The sequence below is a fragment of the Streptomyces sp. NPDC001663 genome (assembly GCF_042893105.1).
Classification (GTDB): Bacteria; Actinomycetota; Actinomycetes; order Streptomycetales; family Streptomycetaceae; genus Streptomyces.
The window spans coordinates 187,306-202,726 of record NZ_JBIAUR010000011.1 but is presented as its reverse complement, the minus strand read 5'-3'; the positions used below and the strand labels follow the sequence as shown (position 1 = coordinate 202,726).

The following is a 15,421-nucleotide window of genomic DNA, read 5'->3' as shown; positions in this document are numbered from 1 at the left end:
TGAGCCAGATGAGCCAGGCGGCACAGAACCTCAACTGGTTGATCACCAACTTCGTGGACAACACCCCAGGTGTGTCCCACACCGTCGTCGTGTCTGCCGACGGTCTCCTTCTGGCGATGTCGGAAGGCTTCCCGCGGGACCGCGCAGACCAGCTGGCGGCCGTCGCGTCCGGGCTCACCTCGCTGACGGCCGGGGCCTCCCGGATCTTCGAGGGCGGCAACGTGGCGCAGACGGTCGTCGAGATGGAGCGGGGCTTCCTCTTCCTGATGTCCGTCTCGGACGGTTCGTCCCTGGCCGTGCTCGCGCACCCCGAGTGCGACATCGGCCTGGTCGGCTACGAGATGGCGCTGCTCGTCGACCGGGCAGGTGCGGTCCTCACACCGGACCTGCGCGCCGAACTACAGGGCAGTCTGCTCCACTGACCCGCCCAGGATCCACCCCCGTCACCACATCACCGTCCGGCCGCCACAATCCCCCCACGGCCAACAGACGGCCAGCCCGATCGACTTGCTGTCCCGCCCGGAGGATTCATGACCCCGCCCACCGCCTCTCATGATCCGTACGCGGAGCCGTACGAGGATGAGGGCGACCAGCCGCTGGTACGTCCGTACGCGATGACCGGTGGCCGGACGCGGCCGCGCTATCAGCTCGCCATCGAGGCGCTGATCAGCACCACGGCCGACCCGGCAGCACTCATGGGGCTGCTCCCGGAGCACCAGCGCATCTGCCACCTGTGCCGTGAGGTGAAGTCGGTCGCGGAGGTGTCGGCGCTTCTGGCCATGCCGCTGGGCGTGGCCCGCATTCTCGTCGCGGACCTGGCCGAGGCCGGGCTCGTCGCCATCCACCAGCCGGGCGGCGACGAGACGACCGGTGCGCCGGACGTGACACTGCTCGAAAGGGTGCTCAGTGGACTTCGCAAGCTCTGACGGCGGGCGGGCGACCACCTCCGCGAAGATCGTGGTGGCGGGTGGCTTCGGCGTCGGCAAGACGACCTTCGTGGGCGCCGTCTCCGAGATCAACCCGCTGCGCACGGAGGCCGTCATGACGTCCGCGAGCGCGGGCATCGACGACCTGACCCACACCGGGGGCAAGACCACCACCACGGTGGCCATGGACTTCGGCCGTATCACGCTCGACCAGGACCTGATCCTGTACCTGTTCGGTACGCCGGGCCAGGACCGCTTCTGGTTCATGTGGGACGACCTGGTGCGGGGCGCGATCGGCGCCATCGTGCTGGTCGACACCCGTCGGCTCGCCGACTGCTTCCCGGCGGTGGACTACTTCGAGAACAGCGGCCTGCCGTTCGTCGTCGCGCTCAACGGCTTCGAAGGGCACCAGCCGTACGCTCCCGAGGAGGTGCGGGAGGCGTTGCAGATCGGTCCGGACACCCCGATCATCACCACCGACGCCCGCCACCGCTCCGATGCCAAGAGTGCGCTGATCACGCTGGTGGAGCACGCTCTCATGGCACGGCTGAGGTAGCACTCAAGTCAGCGATGCAATACGGCAGTTGTCGTAGACGCACCGGAGTCGGCTGTGGCCTTTGACACGGTCGGCCCCGGTGTTCATAACGTTTCGGGAGAGGAATCGGGTGGTACGGCCACGGGTCGTTGCCAACCGGTCTCGCTGCGCACACAAAAGCCCCGTCTTTTGACGGGGCTCGCTCTTTATGACCGTTTTATCTGGGGCTTACATCACACGGAATCCTCGCTTTCCACTGTTTGGAAGAGCGCAGGTCGTCGTGCTGGAATGCGTGAACTGCCCAATAGTCAAAGACGTACTCAGTAGTACTGCGTACTCAGTGACGTACTGGGCTCTGAGACACTGCGGCACAACGTTGGTGCCCGCCGCCGAGAGGTTGTTGGTCGAGTGAGGCGAAGCAAGAACGGTCCCGAGCCGTCGGCCCGGGGCAACTTCACCCCGCCGCCGCGCGGAGCGGCGCCCGCCCCTGTGCCCGTATCCGAGCCGACGGCGGCGCCCGCTTCGAGCGGCAGCCGTTTCTCGCCCCGCAACTGGCGGGTGCCGACCCGGCTGAACGCGATCCTGCTCATACCCGTGCTGGTCGGCCTCGTCATGGGCGGCTTCCAGGTGAAGAGCTCGATCGACACCTGGCAGGACGCCCAGGACGCGGAGAACACCGCGCGTCTGGTGCGGGCCGCCCTGACGTACAGCAACGCGGTGCTCGTCGAGCGCGACACGACCGCCGAGCCGCTGCTGGAGGGCAAGGGTGAGGACGACAAGACGGTCGTCGCCGCCCGCAAGGCCACCGACCAGGCCGCCGACGCCTTCGACGAGGCCGCCCAGAACATGCCGGACCGGGCCAACCTCAAGCGCCGTCTGGCCCGCTTCCGCGAGGTGGAGCCGTCGCTCGCGAAGATACGCGCGGTCGCCTACACGTCCCAGATGAAGGGCGTGGAGACCGAAGAGGCCTACGTCAACATCGAGCACCCGCTGCTCGAGTTCTCCAACGAGCTCGGGCTCGGCACCGGCAACATCACCAGCTACGGCCGCTCGGTCTACGCCATCGCACTCGCCAAGGGCGCGCTCTCCCTGGAGCGCTCCATCGGCATGCATCTGCTGATCAAGCCGGGCACCAGCCAGAGCAGCCTTGCCAAGCAGCGCATCGCCCTCACCTCGTACGCCTACCTGGAGGGCATCGCCATCCAGGAGTACCAGGCCGGCGGCACCGACGCGGACCTCGCCAAGCTGGAATCGCTCACGAAGCAGATCAAGGCCGACGGCGCGGCGATGGCCAAGAAGGCCGCCGCGCAGGCCGCGGCCGAGAACAAGACCTACGTGCCGCCGCCGTCGGACGACCCGACCGACATGATCACCGCCATGGCGCAGCTGAAGACGACGGACCCCGCCGAGCGCCAGGCGCTCGCCGCGAAGGGCGTCAGCTACGTGAACTGGTGGGGCATGACGACCCTGAAGTTCGACGCCTACCGCAAGCTGGAGTCCGACAAGGCCGACACCGCGGTGAGCGAGGCCTCGGACATCGCCGACAACGCCAAGCGTGACGCGCTGATCACGGGTGCCGCCGTCATCGTCGCCCTGCTGCTCGCGTTCATCCTGGCCGGCGCCGTCGCCCGCCAGATGTCCCGCGCGATGCGCCAGCTGCGCAACGCCGCCTTCGGCATCGCCGAGCAGCGCCTGCCGATGCTGGTCGACCAGCTCTCGCGCACCGACCCCGGCCGCGTCGACACCCGCGTCCAGCCCATCCCGATCACCACCCGGGACGAGATCGGCGAGGTCGCCCGCGCCTTCGACCAGGTCCACCGCGAGGCCGTGCGACTGGCCGCCGAGCAGGCCCTGCTCCGTGGCAACATCAACGCGATCTTCACCAACCTCTCGCGCCGCAACCAGTCGCTGATCGAGGGCCAGCTGACCCTGATCACCGACCTGGAGAACAACGAGGCCGACCCGGACCAGCTGGAGAACCTCTTCCGCCTGGACCACCTCGCGACCCGTATGCGCCGCAACGGCGAGAACCTCCTGGTCCTCGCCGGCGAGGAGCCCGGCCGCCGCTGGGACCAGCCGGTCCCGCTGGTCGACGTGCTGCGCGCCGCCTCCTCCGAGGTGGAGCAGTACGAGCGCATCGAGCTCTCCGGCGTCCCGGAGGCCGAGATCCACGGCCGCGCCGTGACCGACCTCGTGCACCTGCTCGCCGAGCTGCTGGAGAACGCCACGACGTTCTCCTCCCCGCAGACCAAGGTCCGCGTGACCGCGACCCGTCTCCCCGACGGCCGCATCATGATCGAGATCCACGACAAGGGCATCGGCCTCACGGCCGAGGACTTCGCGGACATCAACCACAAGCTGGCCAACCCGCCGACCGTGGACGCCGCGATATCCCAGCGCATGGGCCTGTTCGTGGTCGGCCGGCTGTCCGACCGGCACGGCATCCGCGTCCAGCTGCGCCCCTCCGGCGAGCAGGCCGGTACGACCTCGCTGGTCATGCTGCCCGACGCGATCACCCACGGCGGTGGCGGCGAGCAGCAGATCAACCGCGACGAGTTCACGGTCTCGCAGATCATCCCGGAGCAGAACTTCCAGGGTGAGGACTTCAACAACGGCCTGCCGATGCGCACGGCCGCGGAGCTCGGCTTCGACGACAGCCGCTACTCCGACGTACCGGACGACATACGGGAGCTGGACCCCGTCGGCCGCTCGCTGATGCGCGAGGAGCGCAGGGCGGCCCTGGAGGCCCAGGCGCAGGGCGAGCCGGGCCAGGACTCCCCGTCGTACGCCGAGTCCTTCGACGCGCAGCCTTCCTACGACAACGGCGGGTTCCCGGAGCAGCAGACGGGCTCCTACGACCGGCGCCCGACCTTCGACGAGCCGCAGCAGACTCCGTACGAGGAGCCGCAGCGCACCTCGTACGAGGAGCCCGCGAGCCGACCGTCGTACGACGAGCCGTACTACGCGCCGAACGGCGGACTGCCGCAGAACGACACGTTCTCGTCGGGCGGCGGCTACCCCGAGCCCTCGTATGCGGAGCCGGTCCGTGAGGAGCCCCCGGCCGTCCGCGCCTCCGCCCCGGAGTCCTTCCCGGCCTTCGAAGAGCGGCGCTACCAGGACGACTGGCCGCAGCAGGACAGCTACCAGAACGGCTACTCGTCCGATTACGCTCCGGAAACGGAAGCCGTCCAGGCCGCTGACGTGAGTGAGCGCGACCGCGTAGGCTTCGACCGTCCGGGACCGGCCCCTTCCGCGGGCCACGCGCTCACCGACGCCGGACTGCCCCGCCGCGGATCCATCGCAAGCGGTACGAGCGGTTCGAACGGCGCGCGGCACGTGAACCAGGAAGCGCCGGCTCCCGCCCCGGAGAGCAATGGCAGCAGCAACGGCAACGGAAGCGGCCCCGGCGGCGACTGGCGCTCGGCGAACGACGAGCGCTGGCAGCAGGCCTCCGCGCTCCGGAAGCCCAAGGCGGGCGGGGTCACCTCCTCCGGCCTGCCGCGGCGGGTACCCAAGGCCAACCTGGTCGAGGGAGCCGCCGAGAGCACTCCCCAGGGAGGCCCGTCGGTCTCCCGCGCCCCGGAGGACGTCCGGGGCAGGCTGAGCAACCTGCGGCGGGGCGTCCAGCGCGGACGCAGTGCCGGCGCAGGCAGTGAAACGAACGGCCAGGGCTTCGGTCCTGACAGCACCTACAACCAGGAGCGTTAGTGTGAGCCCGATGAGCCAGGCGGCACAGAACCTGAACTGGTTGATCACCAACTTCGTGGACAACACCCCGGGGGTGTCCCACACGGTGGTGGTCTCCGCCGACGGACTCCTTCTGGCGATGTCCGAAGGTTTTCCCCGCGACCGCGCCGACCAGCTTGCGGCCGTCGCCTCCGGTCTGACGTCACTGACGGCGGGCGCCTCCCGGATCTTCGAGGGCGGCGCCGTGAACCAGACGGTTGTGGAGATGGAGCGGGGATTCCTGTTCATCATGTCCGTATCCGACGGTTCCTCGCTCGCGGTTCTCGCGCACCCCGAGGCGGACATCGGCCTCATTGGGTACGAGATGGCACTTCTGGTGGACCGGGCCGGCTCGGTTCTGACGCCGGATCTTCGTGCGGAGCTCCAAGGCAGCCTGCTCAACTGACAGACAGACGGTGCGTTTTGGCGTCCCGGGGCCGTAAGGTTTCGGGACGCGGCTCCACAGGGATTGGGTGCCCGGCACAGTCGGAGGAGGAGAAAGTGGCAACACCCCCAGGCGGTTCGAATTCTGGCAACTGGTCGTACGGCCCTGCCCAGGGCCAGGGCGACGGTTCCCAGAACCCGAACCGCTACAACTTCCCCTCCACCCCGAGCCAGCGGCGTCACCAGCCGTACGCGCCCCAGGGTCCGCAGGGACCTGGGCCGTCGCCGTACGACCAGCCGCCGGCGCCGCGTATCCAGCCCGTGCAGCCGCAGCGACGCGCCCCTGAGCCGGCGCCCGCAGGGGCGTCGAACAACCCCCTGGTGCGTCCGTACGCCATGACCGGCGGCCGGACCCGCCCTCGCTACCAGCTCGCCATCGAGGCGCTGGTGCACACCACCGCGCAGCCGCACCAGATGCAGGGCCAGCTGCCCGAGCATCAGCGGATCTGCAACCTCTGCCGAGAGATCAAGTCGGTGGCCGAGATCTCGGCACTGCTGACGATCCCCCTCGGCGTGGCCAGGATCCTCGTCGCCGACCTGGCGGAAGCAGGACTGGTCGCCATCCATCAGCCCGGCGGCGACGAGAACGCCGGCGGCCAGCCAGACGTGACACTGCTCGAAAGGGTGCTCAGTGGACTTCGCAAGCTCTAGCGGCGGTCCTTCCCGCTCCACCACCTCCGCGAAGATCGTGGTGGCGGGCGGCTTCGGCGTGGGCAAGACCACGTTCGTCGGCGCCGTCTCGGAGATCAACCCGCTGCGCACAGAGGCCGTGATGACATCCGCTTCGGCGGGCATCGACGACCTCACCCACACCGGAGACAAGACGACCACCACGGTCGCCATGGACTTCGGCCGCATCACCCTGGACCAGGACCTGATCCTGTACCTGTTCGGCACCCCCGGTCAGGACCGCTTCTGGTTCATGTGGGACGACCTGGTGCGCGGTGCCATCGGCGCGATCGTCCTGGTTGACACCAGGCGCCTTGCCGACTGCTTCCCCGCGGTCGACTACTTCGAGAACTCGGGTCTCCCGTTCGTGATCGCGCTCAACGGCTTCGACGGCAACCAGCCGTACAACCCGGACGAGGTGCGGGAGGCTCTGCAGATCGGCCCGGACACCCCGATCATCACGACGGATGCCCGCCACCGTGCGGACGCGAAGTCGGCGCTGATCACGCTCGTCGAGCACGCGCTGATGGCTCGCCTGCGGTAGTCGTACGACGCTGAAGGGCCCCCTCCGCACGGAGGGGGCCCTTCGTCTTGGCCGAGGACGCGGACAACGCTGAAGGGCCCCTCCCGTTAGGGAGGGGCCCTTCAGCGTTGTGCAGACTCAGTGCCAGCTGTGCGGGGCCCGGAAGCCGGGCTCGCGCTCCAGGCGGCGCCAGCCGGCTTTCGCGCGGCCGCGGTGGGTCTGGACGTCCGACGGGGCGGCCGCGGCGCGAGCCAGGAGGATGGCCGTGATGGCGGCCACTTCCTCGGGCTCGGCGTGGCCCTTCTCGACGCGAATGTCAGGGGTGCTCATAGGTCTCAGTCTCCGTGAGAGAGGTTTCCGCGGGGGTATCGCGGAGGGTCCGCCGGGTTACTGCGGGGGGTTGCCGTGCTTGCGCGAGGGCAGGTCGGCGTGCTTGGTCTGCAGCATCGCCAGCGAGCGGACGAGGATCTCGCGGGTCTCGGTCGGGTCGATGACGTCGTCGACCAGGCCGCGCTCGGCCGCGTAGTACGGGTGCATCAGCTCGGACTTGTACTCCTTGACCATGCGGGCCCGCATGGCCTCGGGGTCCTCGGCCTCTGCGATCTGTCGCCGGAAGATGACGTTGGCGGCCCCTTCGGCGCCCATCACGGCGATCTCGTTCGTCGGCCAGGCATACGTGAGGTCCGCACCGATGGACTGGCTGTCCATGACGATGTACGCACCGCCGTACGCCTTGCGCAGGATCAGCGAGATCCGCGGCACGGTCGCGTTGCAGTAGGCGTAGAGGAGCTTCGCGCCGTGGCGGATGATGCCGCCGTGCTCCTGGTCGACACCGGGGAGGAACCCCGGGACGTCCAGGAAGGTGACGATCGAGATGTTAAAAGCGTCACACATCTGGACAAAGCGCGCAGCTTTTTCGCTCGCCTCGATGTCCAGGACGCCCGCGAGCGTCTGCGGCTGGTTGGCGACGATGCCCACTACTTGGCCGTCCAGACGGGCCAGGGCGCAGATGATGTTGCGGGCCCAGCGCTCGTGGACCTCGAGGTACTCGCCGTCGTCGACGATCTCCTCGATGACCTTGGCCATGTCGTACGGCCGGTTGCCGTCCGCCGGGACCAGGTCCAGGAGCACCTCGCTGCGCCGGTCCGCCGCGTCCTCGGACTCCACTCGCGGAGGGTTCTCACGGTTGTTCTGCGGGAGCAGCGAGAGGAGGTAGCGGACCTCGGCGATGCAGGTCTCTTCGTCGTCGTAGGCGAAGTGGCAGACGCCGGAGGTCTCGGCGTGGACGTCGGCGCCGCCCAGGCCGTTCTGGGTGATCTCCTCGCCGGTGACGGCCTTGACCACGTCCGGGCCGGTGATGAACATCTGCGAGGTCTCGCGGACCATGAACACGAAGTCCGTCAGGGCGGGGCTGTAGGCGGCGCCGCCCGCGCACGGGCCGAGCATCACCGAGATCTGCGGGATGACGCCGGAGGCCCTGGTGTTGCGCTGGAAGATGCCGCCGTAGCCGGCGAGCGCGGACACGCCCTCCTGGATGCGGGCGCCCGCGCCGTCGTTCAGCGAGACCAGCGGGGCGCCGGCCGCGATGGCCATGTCCATGATCTTGTGGATCTTGGTGGCGTGGGCCTCGCCCAGGGCGCCGCCGAAGATGCGGAAGTCATGGGCGTAGACGAAGACCGTGCGGCCCTCCACCGTGCCCCAGCCGGTGATCACACCGTCCGTGTGCGGCTTCTTGGCCTCCAGGCCGAAGCCGGTGGCCCGGTGCCGGCGCAGCTGCTCGACCTCCTGGAAGGAGCCCGCGTCCAGCAGCAGCTCGATGCGCTCGCGCGCGGTCAGCTTGCCCTTGGCGTGCTGCGCCTGGGTCGCCTTCTCGCTCGGTCCGGCCAACGCCCGCGCACGGATCTCGTGCAGCTCGGCCACCCGGCCGCGCGCGTCCGTCGGCTCGCTCACCGGCTCACCCGTCGACTCACCCGGCGCCTCATCCAAAACGGTCATGTAGTGACCATACGAAGCCCACCAAGGATTGCGAGCCGTCGACTCCGTACAGTCTCTGCCCCCTTTTCCTGGTGCCACTGAACAGAACCCGGACGGCATGCAGGCGTTCCGACTGTTCAGAGGGCTCCCGCGTTGTAGGGGCCACACAAAGCCGTCAGCCGAGAGCCAGGACACATCGGTGAGTCGCACATGACACGCCTGGGGTAATCCGCAGGGTCGTACGGCGGCCGGTGGAGAGGACTTCGACCGTCTCGTCAGCGCGGAGGACCCCGCGCGCCGGGTGGTCCCAGGTGATCTCGACCGGTTCGCCCGTACGGGGCGGCTCGCTCACGCAGAGCGTAGCGGTGCGGGCCCGACGGCGTACGAGGACGCCGGCGGGCGCGGAGGCGGTCAGCGGGCCCGCGGTGCCGGGCTGCCAGAAGTTGGCCGCCGTCAGGCCGAGGGAGGGGACGTGGACGGCCTGACGGGCGCTGTCGTTGGCGAGGAGCGACAGCCAGTGGCGGTCGGCGGCGCGGGCCGCGACGGCGTGGCGGGAGGCTCCGGGCATGAGGACGTACAGGTACGTGGCGTCCGTCGGGTCGGTGCCGTGGTCGAGCCAGAGGGTCTGCCAGCGCCGGGTGCGCTGTTCCGTCGTACTGGTCGTGTTGATGTCGGACCAGGCGCCGGTGCGGTCCTCGCGGAGGTCCGACAGACGCCCGTCCGGTACGACCCAGCCGCCGTGGCCGTCGAGGTGGGCCCAGCCCCGGCCTCGCACGAACTGCTGCGTTCCGCTCTCCCCCAAGTTGCGGTTGTCGACAACCGTCTCGACGGGCACCCCGTCGGTGCACGTGATCCCGGCACCCAGGCAGATCACCGCGTCCTCGACGCAGAACCACGACTTACGGGCCTGGAGCGTCGAGCCGAGGCCCCTCAGATGCTGGCCCACGGCCGCGTACTCGCCGTCGGTCGTGCCGCCGACCCAGCGCACGTCCGGCTTGGGGGCGCCCCATTCGCCACCCGCGCGGTCGCCGAGGCGGAGCGTGGAGACGGTCGTACCCGGCAGGCGATACCAGTCGACGGTGGGCCAGAACCAGTCCGTGTACTGGTCGCTGCGCCCCTCGGGCCACCAGTAGAGCATTCCGGCGCCGGTGTGCCAGCCGCGCGGGTTCTCGCCGTTGCCGCACTCGTAGTACGTGATGCGGTCGCTGCACATGGCGATGTTCGCGGTGAAGCGGGGGCGGCGGTGGACGGCGCGGTCCATCGCCGGGAAGAGACGGTGGCCTACGGGTTCGGGGGCGGCCGGGGCGGGCGAGGCGGCGACCGTGTGCAGACGGGCGAGGTCCGCCACGCCGAACTGAGACGCCGTCAGAATCGGTGTCACCGTGTCCCGTTCGATCCAGCCCTTGATGTACGAGTGCCAGCGCTCGCGTTCGGCTTCGCTCGCCCCGCCGGCCAGCAGAGCAATGGCCGCGATGATTCCCTGCCCGTGGAAGTGGTCGCTGCGCATCAGGTGCCGGTCGTCGCTCTTGAGGTAACCCCGGCTGATGGCACGGCCGTTGACACTGTCCATCACCAACCCGTCGTGGATCAGGGGCGCGTAGGCGCGCTCGACGCTGTCGAGGACGATCTGCCGGTCGGGGTCGGTCACCTCCCAGGCGGATCCGGCGAGGAGCGTGAAGAGACGGCCGAGGCCGTCGAGCATGACTTGTCCGTACGTCCCCGAGTACGCCACCCAGGTGTGCTGGACGAAGGAGCCGTCCGCGTACAGCCCGTCCCCTTTCGTGACGTACGGGAAGACCGGCGAGAGGGCGTCCCGAGCGAGAGCGATCCTGGCGTCCGCCCGGCCCAGGATGCCGCGCAGGGCGACCGAGCGGCACAGGTCGACGCGGTTGGCGCCGGTGGAGGTGCCGGAGTAGTCGGTGAGCATCGTGTCGGGGATGAAGTGGTCGACGGCGGCGCAGGCCGCTTCCCGCTGTGCGTCGGTGAGGTGGTCGTGGAGGACGGCCGTGATGTCCATCAGCAGGCGGGGGCTGCCGATCTGCCATTCCCACCAGTTGCCGTAGCGCGTGGTGGAGGGGTTGTAGATCGTGGCGAAGAGGTGGTCGAGGCCGCGCAGGACGTCCGCGAGGAGGGCCGGGTCGCCGGTCGAGCCGGTGCCCTGCTGGACGTAGGCCTGGGCCATCGTCCACAGGCGGCCGAAGCTCTGGGTGATGCCGGCGGGCGGGTCGTAGGGGTAGCCGGGCCAGAGGGAGGTGGGGGTCGGGGACATGCCGGCCTGGGCGGCGCGGGCGAGTTCGCCGGTCTCGGCGAGGCGGGAGGCGTACGGCTCGGCGGTGGGGTCGTAGCCGGCGCCCAGGGCGATGTCGAGCCAGCGGCGGCGGAGGGTGTCGTACGGGTCGTCGGCGCCGGCGCGCGCGGTGGGGGTGGCCGTGGCCAGGAGGGCTGCCGCGAGTAAGACGGCTCGACGCGTGAGTCTCACGGGGCCTCTTCGCTGTGGGTTCATGCCATGGGCATCTACCACCTCAGCGTAATCACGCCAACACCTTGCGGATGATGTTGAAACTTGAACGGAATAGGTCTACGGTCATCTGTGTTGAGTAGTTCAACATTCAACATCACTCCTTAGGAGCATGACATGGCGACCCCCGACCTCACCGCTCTGACCGGCGACTACACGATCGACACCGCCCACTCCGCGATCGGCTTCACCGTGCGCCACGCCATGGTGACCAACGTCAAGGGCAAGTTCGTCGACTTCAGCGGCTCGCTGCACCTGGACGGCGGCGACCCGTCGAAGTCCGGGGCGTCCATCGACGTCAAGATGGAGAGCATCGACACCGGGTCGGCGGACCGCGACGGTCACCTCAAGAGCGCGGACTTCTTCAAGATCGAGGAGTTCCCGACGATGACCTTCCGCTCGACCTCGGCGGAGTCCCTCGGCGGTGACGACTACCGCATCACCGGTGACCTGACGATCCTCGGCACCACCAAGCCGCTCAGCATCGACCTCGAGTTCAACGGCGCCGCGAAGGACCCGTTCGGCAACGAGCGCGTCGGCTTCGAGGGCAAGGCGGAGATCCTGCGCTCCGAGTGGGGGCTGACCTGGAACGCGGCGCTGGAGACGGGCGGCGTGCTGGTCTCCGACAAGATCAAGCTGAACTTCGACATCTCGGCGATCCGCAACGCCTGATCCTTCACAGCACCGGCACCTGAGCGCGCCCGCTCTCCTGTACCAGGAGGGCGGGCGCTCGCCATGCTCGGTCAGCCTGACCTCGCGGACCGGCGGCGGCCCTCACGCGTCGCGTCTGTGGAACAGCACCGCCCCGGCCGCCAACAGCCCCGCCGCGTACGCCGCCAGCACGCCGAGGCCCGGCCATGGGGCGATCGGCAGGTGGTCCAGGTTGCGGGTTGCCTGGATGGAGAGGGCCGCCGGGATCGGGGCCCAGCGTTGCAGGCGGTCCTGCCAGGTGGGGGAAGGCAGGAGGTCGGCCAGGAGGGGGACGACGTAGAGGAGGGCCAGGCCCAGGGTGATCGCGGCGGCCGTGTCGCGGAGGAGGGTGGCCAGGGAGAGGCCCAGCAGGGTGACCAGGGTGAGGATGAGGATCGAGCCTGCCGTGGCGCGGAGGGTGGCGGTGTCGGTGAGGGTCGGTGCCTCGAAGCCGTTCGTGGGGAGGATCCGGCGGGCGATCCAGAGGGTCGTCACGGTCGCCACGGCTCCCGCGGCCGCCGTCAGTGCCGCCAGCGCGGTCGCCTTGGCCGCGAGCACGCGGGGGCGGATCGGGATCGCCGTCAGGGTCGTGGTGATCGTGCCCGTGCCGTACTCCGCGCCCATCGACAGGGCGCCCAGGACCAGGCAGGTCGCCTGGCTCAGCCAGACTCCCGTCAGGGCCAGCTTGACCGTGTCCTCGTGGCAGCTGGACGGGGACGGGCACACGTCGTGGGTGAGCGAGGCGGCTGCCGCCGCGCCGACCGCGGCCGTCAGGACCACCGTCGCCGCCAGCAGCCACCAAGTACTCGGCAGCGTGCGGAGTTTCGTCCACTCGGCGTGCAGTGATCTCATGCGTCCCTCCTGCGCAGGCGCCAGGCCGCCAGCAGCAGGGCCGCCGCCGTGTAGGCCGCGAGGACGGCGAAGCCGTTCCAGGGGGCGAGGGGGTAACAGCCGCTTTCCGGGAGGCAGTTGTACTGCACCTGGGGGTAGTGGGTGACGCCCTGCTGGATCGCGAAGGCCGCCGCCGGGGTCACCCGCAGCAGCCACTGCGCGGCGGGGAGCGGGAAGGCGAAGGACAGGATCTGCGGGAGGATCACGAGGACCACGACCGTCGCTATGGTGCCCGCGCTGTTGCGGAGGACGGCGCCGAGGGCCAGCGCCAGGACCGCCACCAGGGAGAGCAGGGCCGCGCTGCCCACCACCGCCCGCAGCGCCGGGTTCTCGAGGAGGGAGACTTCGGGGAACTCGGGAGGTCCGAAGCCATTGGCGTGCAGGGCGTGCTGGGCGAGGGTGAAGCCCAGGGCGGTGGCCAGGAGGCCTGCCGTGAAGGTCACCGCGGCGATCACCGTCGTCTTCGCCGCCAGGACCTTCAGCCGGGCGGGCGTCGCCGTGAACGTCGTACGGATCAGGCCCCGTTTGTATTCGACCGTCATGAAGAGCGCGCCCAGCGTGACCATGAACAGGACGCCCACGAAGACGCCCTGGAAGCTCATCTGGACCAGGTCGGGGCCGTCCTGGGCGGGGGCGATGTCGCCGTGGCCGGTGAGGGTGTACGTGCCCGTCGTGGAGACGGCGGTCGTGCCCGGGGGGACGGCGTTCCCAGGGGCCGGGCCGCCGGGGGACGCTCCGCCCACGTCCGTGTTCGTCCAGGAGGTGGTGGAGCTGCCCGAGAGGGCGAGGTGCTCGTAGGTGCCCCTGACCAGGCCGCCGCCGTACTTCTCGCTCGTGCCGCCGAAGGCGCGGTGCACGTTCTGGTGGGCGGGGGTGCCCAGGAACAGGCCCACCTGGACGGTTCGCGGCAGGCCGGTGAGTCGTATGTCCTTGATCTTCGACCAGTTGTGGCCGTCGGCCGACTCGTAGCCGGTGAGATGGTCGCCCGTCCTCGTCAGGCGCAGCCAGCGCGGGGTCCTCGTCACATCGGTCTTCGAGCCCGCCGTGTCATCGGTGAAGTTCCACTGCATACGGATGCCATGGGCGGGGGTGGCGAGCACCGCCGCGTACGAAGAGCCCAGCACCAGGCTCGACTTGACCATGATCCCGGCCTTCGCCCAGGGCTCCAGGCCCTTGCCGTCGGCGCTCTTGATGCCGGTGACGCGAACCGTGACGCTGCCGTCGCCGGTCAGCGGGCGGTGGGTGAAGCGGAAGACGTCGACGACCGGCTTGCCGTCGGGGCCGAGCGTCACGTCCCCGCCGCCGCTGGTGCTGGAGCCGCTCGCGCCGAGCTGGCAGATCAGCACGGTGACCGCGGCGGCGACGGCCAGGACGACCGGCCAGACGCGGACCGTGCGGAACTTGGTCCACTCCGCGTGCAGGAGACGGCCGAAGCCGGCGCGGGCCGGGTGGAGCCGGGAGCGGTAGGGGGTGGCGGTCGTGGTCATCGGGTCACCTCGTCGGTGTCCGTGGCGGAGGTGAACTCGACCGCGTCTCTGGTGAGTTCCATGTACGCCTCCTCCAAGGTGGCCCGGTGTGCGCCCACTTCGGCGAAGGGGACACGGGCCTCGCCCAGCAGCTCGACGATGCGTGGGGCGGGGAGGCCGGTGATCGTGAGGGTGTCGCGGTCCGTTACGGCGACGGTGGCGCCCTCCCCGGCCAGGAGCTCCATGGCCTGCGTACGGGCGTCGGTGCGCAGGCGTACGCGGTCGCCGGAGGCCGCCGCCAGGAGGTCGGCGACCGCGGTGTCGGCGATCAGGCGGCCGCGGCCGATGACCACCAAGTGGTCGGCGGTGTCCTCCAGTTCGCTCATCAGGTGGCTGGAGACGAGGATCGCGCGGCCCTCGGCGGCCAGGTGGCGCAGGAGGGTGCGGATCCACTGGATGCCCTCGGGGTCGAGGCCGTTGACGGGCTCGTCGAGGAGCAGGACCGGCGGGTCGCCCAGCAACGCCGCCGCGATGCCCAGGCGCTGGCGCATGCCGAGGGAGTAGCCGCCGGCCCTGCGCCGGGCCGCGGTTTCCATGCCGACCTGTTCGAGGACCTCGTCCACCCGGCTCAGCGGCAGGCCGTGGGAGTTGGCCAGCCAGCGCAGGTGGTCGCGGCCGCGGCGGGCCGGGTGCAGTGCGGCGGCGTCCAGGAGCGCGCCGACCTCCAGGAGCGGGGTGCGCAGGGCGTGGTAGCGGCGGCCGCCGATCAGGGCCTCGCCCGCGTCGGGGGTGTCCAGTCCCAGCAGGGCCCGCATGGTGGTGGACTTGCCCGCGCCGTTGGGACCGACGAAGCCGGTGACCGTGCCGGGCTCGACCGTGAAGGACAGGCCGTCGACCGCGAGGGTCCGGCCGAACCGCTTGCGCAGGTCGCGGACTTCGATGGTTGCGTCGCTCATGCCAACGGAGGCTAGGCGTGGGGACAGGCGGTGTCGTCACGCCGGGGAGGTCCCTCGCGCGGGGGACGCAGGGCGGGAGGGCCCTGGGCACAATGACCGGGTG

14 protein-coding genes are annotated in these 15,421 nt (G+C 69.9%); 8 read left to right on the top strand and 6 right to left on the bottom strand.

Annotated features, from left to right (window positions below):
* Nucleotides 1-8: 8 nt before the first annotated feature.
* The 7 genes from ACFY1L_RS33120 to ACFY1L_RS33090 all read left to right on the top strand — a co-directional run bounded on the left by ACFY1L_RS33120 (nucleotide 9) and on the right by ACFY1L_RS33090 (nucleotide 6,844).
* Nucleotides 9-422, top strand: coding sequence for a roadblock/LC7 domain-containing protein (locus ACFY1L_RS33120; RefSeq protein WP_003973453.1), 414 nt, complete (start codon nucleotides 9-11; stop codon nucleotides 420-422).
* A gap of 108 nt (nucleotides 423-530) precedes the next feature.
* A complete protein-coding gene (locus tag ACFY1L_RS33115; protein ID WP_016432454.1) occupies nucleotides 531-926 on the top strand; it encodes a DUF742 domain-containing protein in 396 nt (131 codons plus the stop codon).
* Nucleotides 907-1,482 carry an ATP/GTP-binding protein gene (locus tag ACFY1L_RS33110; protein ID WP_046258886.1) on the top strand — a complete coding sequence of 192 codons (576 nt, stop codon included), beginning with the start codon at nucleotides 907-909 and terminating at the stop codon, nucleotides 1,480-1,482. The genes ACFY1L_RS33115 and ACFY1L_RS33110 overlap by 20 nt, the downstream gene beginning before the upstream one ends.
* Nucleotides 1,483-1,869: 387 nt before the next feature.
* Nucleotides 1,870-5,169 carry a nitrate- and nitrite sensing domain-containing protein gene (locus ACFY1L_RS33105; protein ID WP_388832284.1) on the top strand — a complete coding sequence of 1,100 codons (3,300 nt, stop codon included), beginning with the start codon at nucleotides 1,870-1,872 and terminating at the stop codon, nucleotides 5,167-5,169.
* Between the two features lie 10 nt (nucleotides 5,170-5,179).
* Nucleotides 5,180-5,593, top strand: coding sequence for a roadblock/LC7 domain-containing protein (locus tag ACFY1L_RS33100; protein WP_007384910.1), 414 nt, complete (start codon nucleotides 5,180-5,182; stop codon nucleotides 5,591-5,593).
* Between the two features lie 95 nt (nucleotides 5,594-5,688).
* The gene (locus ACFY1L_RS33095; protein ID WP_388832281.1) at nucleotides 5,689-6,282 is read left to right on the top strand and encodes a DUF742 domain-containing protein; all 594 of its coding nucleotides are present in this window, start codon (nucleotides 5,689-5,691) and stop codon (nucleotides 6,280-6,282) included.
* Nucleotides 6,263-6,844 (top strand): ATP/GTP-binding protein, encoded by a 582-nt coding sequence (locus ACFY1L_RS33090; protein WP_026248371.1) that lies wholly within the window; start codon nucleotides 6,263-6,265, stop codon nucleotides 6,842-6,844. Before ACFY1L_RS33095 ends, ACFY1L_RS33090 begins: the two co-directional genes overlap by 20 nt.
* A 117-nt stretch (nucleotides 6,845-6,961) precedes the next feature.
* Here the strand turns inward: ACFY1L_RS33090 and ACFY1L_RS33085 are convergent, their stop codons facing one another.
* The 3 genes from ACFY1L_RS33085 to ACFY1L_RS33075 form a co-directional block, all read right to left on the bottom strand.
* Nucleotides 6,962-7,153: an acyl-CoA carboxylase subunit epsilon gene (locus ACFY1L_RS33085; protein WP_388832278.1), complete on the bottom strand. Its 192-nt coding sequence runs from the start codon at nucleotides 7,151-7,153 to the stop codon at nucleotides 6,962-6,964.
* Nucleotides 7,154-7,210: 57 nt separating this feature from the next.
* Entirely contained in the window at nucleotides 7,211-8,818 is a 1,608-nt protein-coding gene (locus ACFY1L_RS33080; protein WP_388832275.1) for an acyl-CoA carboxylase subunit beta, read from the bottom strand.
* 154 nt (nucleotides 8,819-8,972) lie between these two features.
* On the bottom strand, nucleotides 8,973-11,300 hold the full coding sequence (locus tag ACFY1L_RS33075; RefSeq protein ID WP_388832272.1) for a polysaccharide lyase 8 family protein: 2,328 nt from the start codon (nucleotides 11,298-11,300) through the stop codon (nucleotides 8,973-8,975).
* A gap of 132 nt (nucleotides 11,301-11,432) precedes the next feature.
* Here ACFY1L_RS33075 and ACFY1L_RS33070 point away from each other — a divergent pair, with 132 nt between their 5' ends.
* Nucleotides 11,433-11,987 carry a YceI family protein gene (locus ACFY1L_RS33070; RefSeq protein ID WP_388832269.1) on the top strand — a complete coding sequence of 185 codons (555 nt, stop codon included), beginning with the start codon at nucleotides 11,433-11,435 and terminating at the stop codon, nucleotides 11,985-11,987.
* 102 nt (nucleotides 11,988-12,089) lie between these two features.
* Here ACFY1L_RS33070 and ACFY1L_RS33065 read toward each other — a convergent pair whose 3' ends face one another.
* Genes ACFY1L_RS33065 through ACFY1L_RS33055 form a run of 3 tightly spaced genes read right to left on the bottom strand, consistent with a single transcriptional unit; the run spans nucleotide 12,090 to nucleotide 15,318 of the window.
* Complete coding sequence (locus ACFY1L_RS33065; RefSeq protein WP_388832266.1) at nucleotides 12,090-12,857, bottom strand: ABC transporter permease; 768 nt, start codon at nucleotides 12,855-12,857, stop codon at nucleotides 12,090-12,092.
* Nucleotides 12,854-14,383, bottom strand: a complete 1,530-nt coding sequence (locus ACFY1L_RS33060) for an ABC transporter permease subunit (protein WP_388832263.1) — start codon at nucleotides 14,381-14,383, stop codon at nucleotides 12,854-12,856. The genes ACFY1L_RS33065 and ACFY1L_RS33060 overlap by 4 nt, the downstream gene beginning before the upstream one ends.
* The gene (locus ACFY1L_RS33055) at nucleotides 14,380-15,318 is read right to left on the bottom strand and encodes an ABC transporter ATP-binding protein (RefSeq protein WP_388832261.1); all 939 of its coding nucleotides are present in this window, start codon (nucleotides 15,316-15,318) and stop codon (nucleotides 14,380-14,382) included. The genes ACFY1L_RS33060 and ACFY1L_RS33055 overlap by 4 nt, the downstream gene beginning before the upstream one ends.
* Between the last annotated feature and the right edge of the window lie 103 nt (nucleotides 15,319-15,421).

Bases quoted from the DNA above. Each gene is read 5' to 3' on its own strand.
- ACFY1L_RS33120 (WP_003973453.1), top strand. From the start codon at position 9: ATGAGCCAGGCGGCACAGAACCTCAACTGGTTGATCACCAACTTCGTG.
- ACFY1L_RS33115 (WP_016432454.1), top strand. From the start codon at position 531: ATGACCCCGCCCACCGCCTCTCATGATCCGTACGCGGAGCCGTACGAG.
- ACFY1L_RS33100 (WP_007384910.1), top strand. From the start codon at position 5,180: ATGAGCCAGGCGGCACAGAACCTGAACTGGTTGATCACCAACTTCGTG.
- ACFY1L_RS33085 (WP_388832278.1), bottom strand. From the start codon at position 7,153: ATGAGCACCCCTGACATTCGCGTCGAGAAGGGCCACGCCGAGCCCGAG.
- ACFY1L_RS33080 (WP_388832275.1), bottom strand. From the start codon at position 8,818: ATGACCGTTTTGGATGAGGCGCCGGGTGAGTCGACGGGTGAGCCGGTG.
- ACFY1L_RS33075 (WP_388832272.1), bottom strand. From the start codon at position 11,300: ATGAACCCACAGCGAAGAGGCCCCGTGAGACTCACGCGTCGAGCCGTC.
- ACFY1L_RS33070 (WP_388832269.1), top strand. From the start codon at position 11,433: ATGGCGACCCCCGACCTCACCGCTCTGACCGGCGACTACACGATCGAC.
- ACFY1L_RS33065 (WP_388832266.1), bottom strand. From the start codon at position 12,857: ATGAGATCACTGCACGCCGAGTGGACGAAACTCCGCACGCTGCCGAGT.
- ACFY1L_RS33060 (WP_388832263.1), bottom strand. From the start codon at position 14,383: ATGACCACGACCGCCACCCCCTACCGCTCCCGGCTCCACCCGGCCCGC.
- ACFY1L_RS33055 (WP_388832261.1), bottom strand. From the start codon at position 15,318: ATGAGCGACGCAACCATCGAAGTCCGCGACCTGCGCAAGCGGTTCGGC.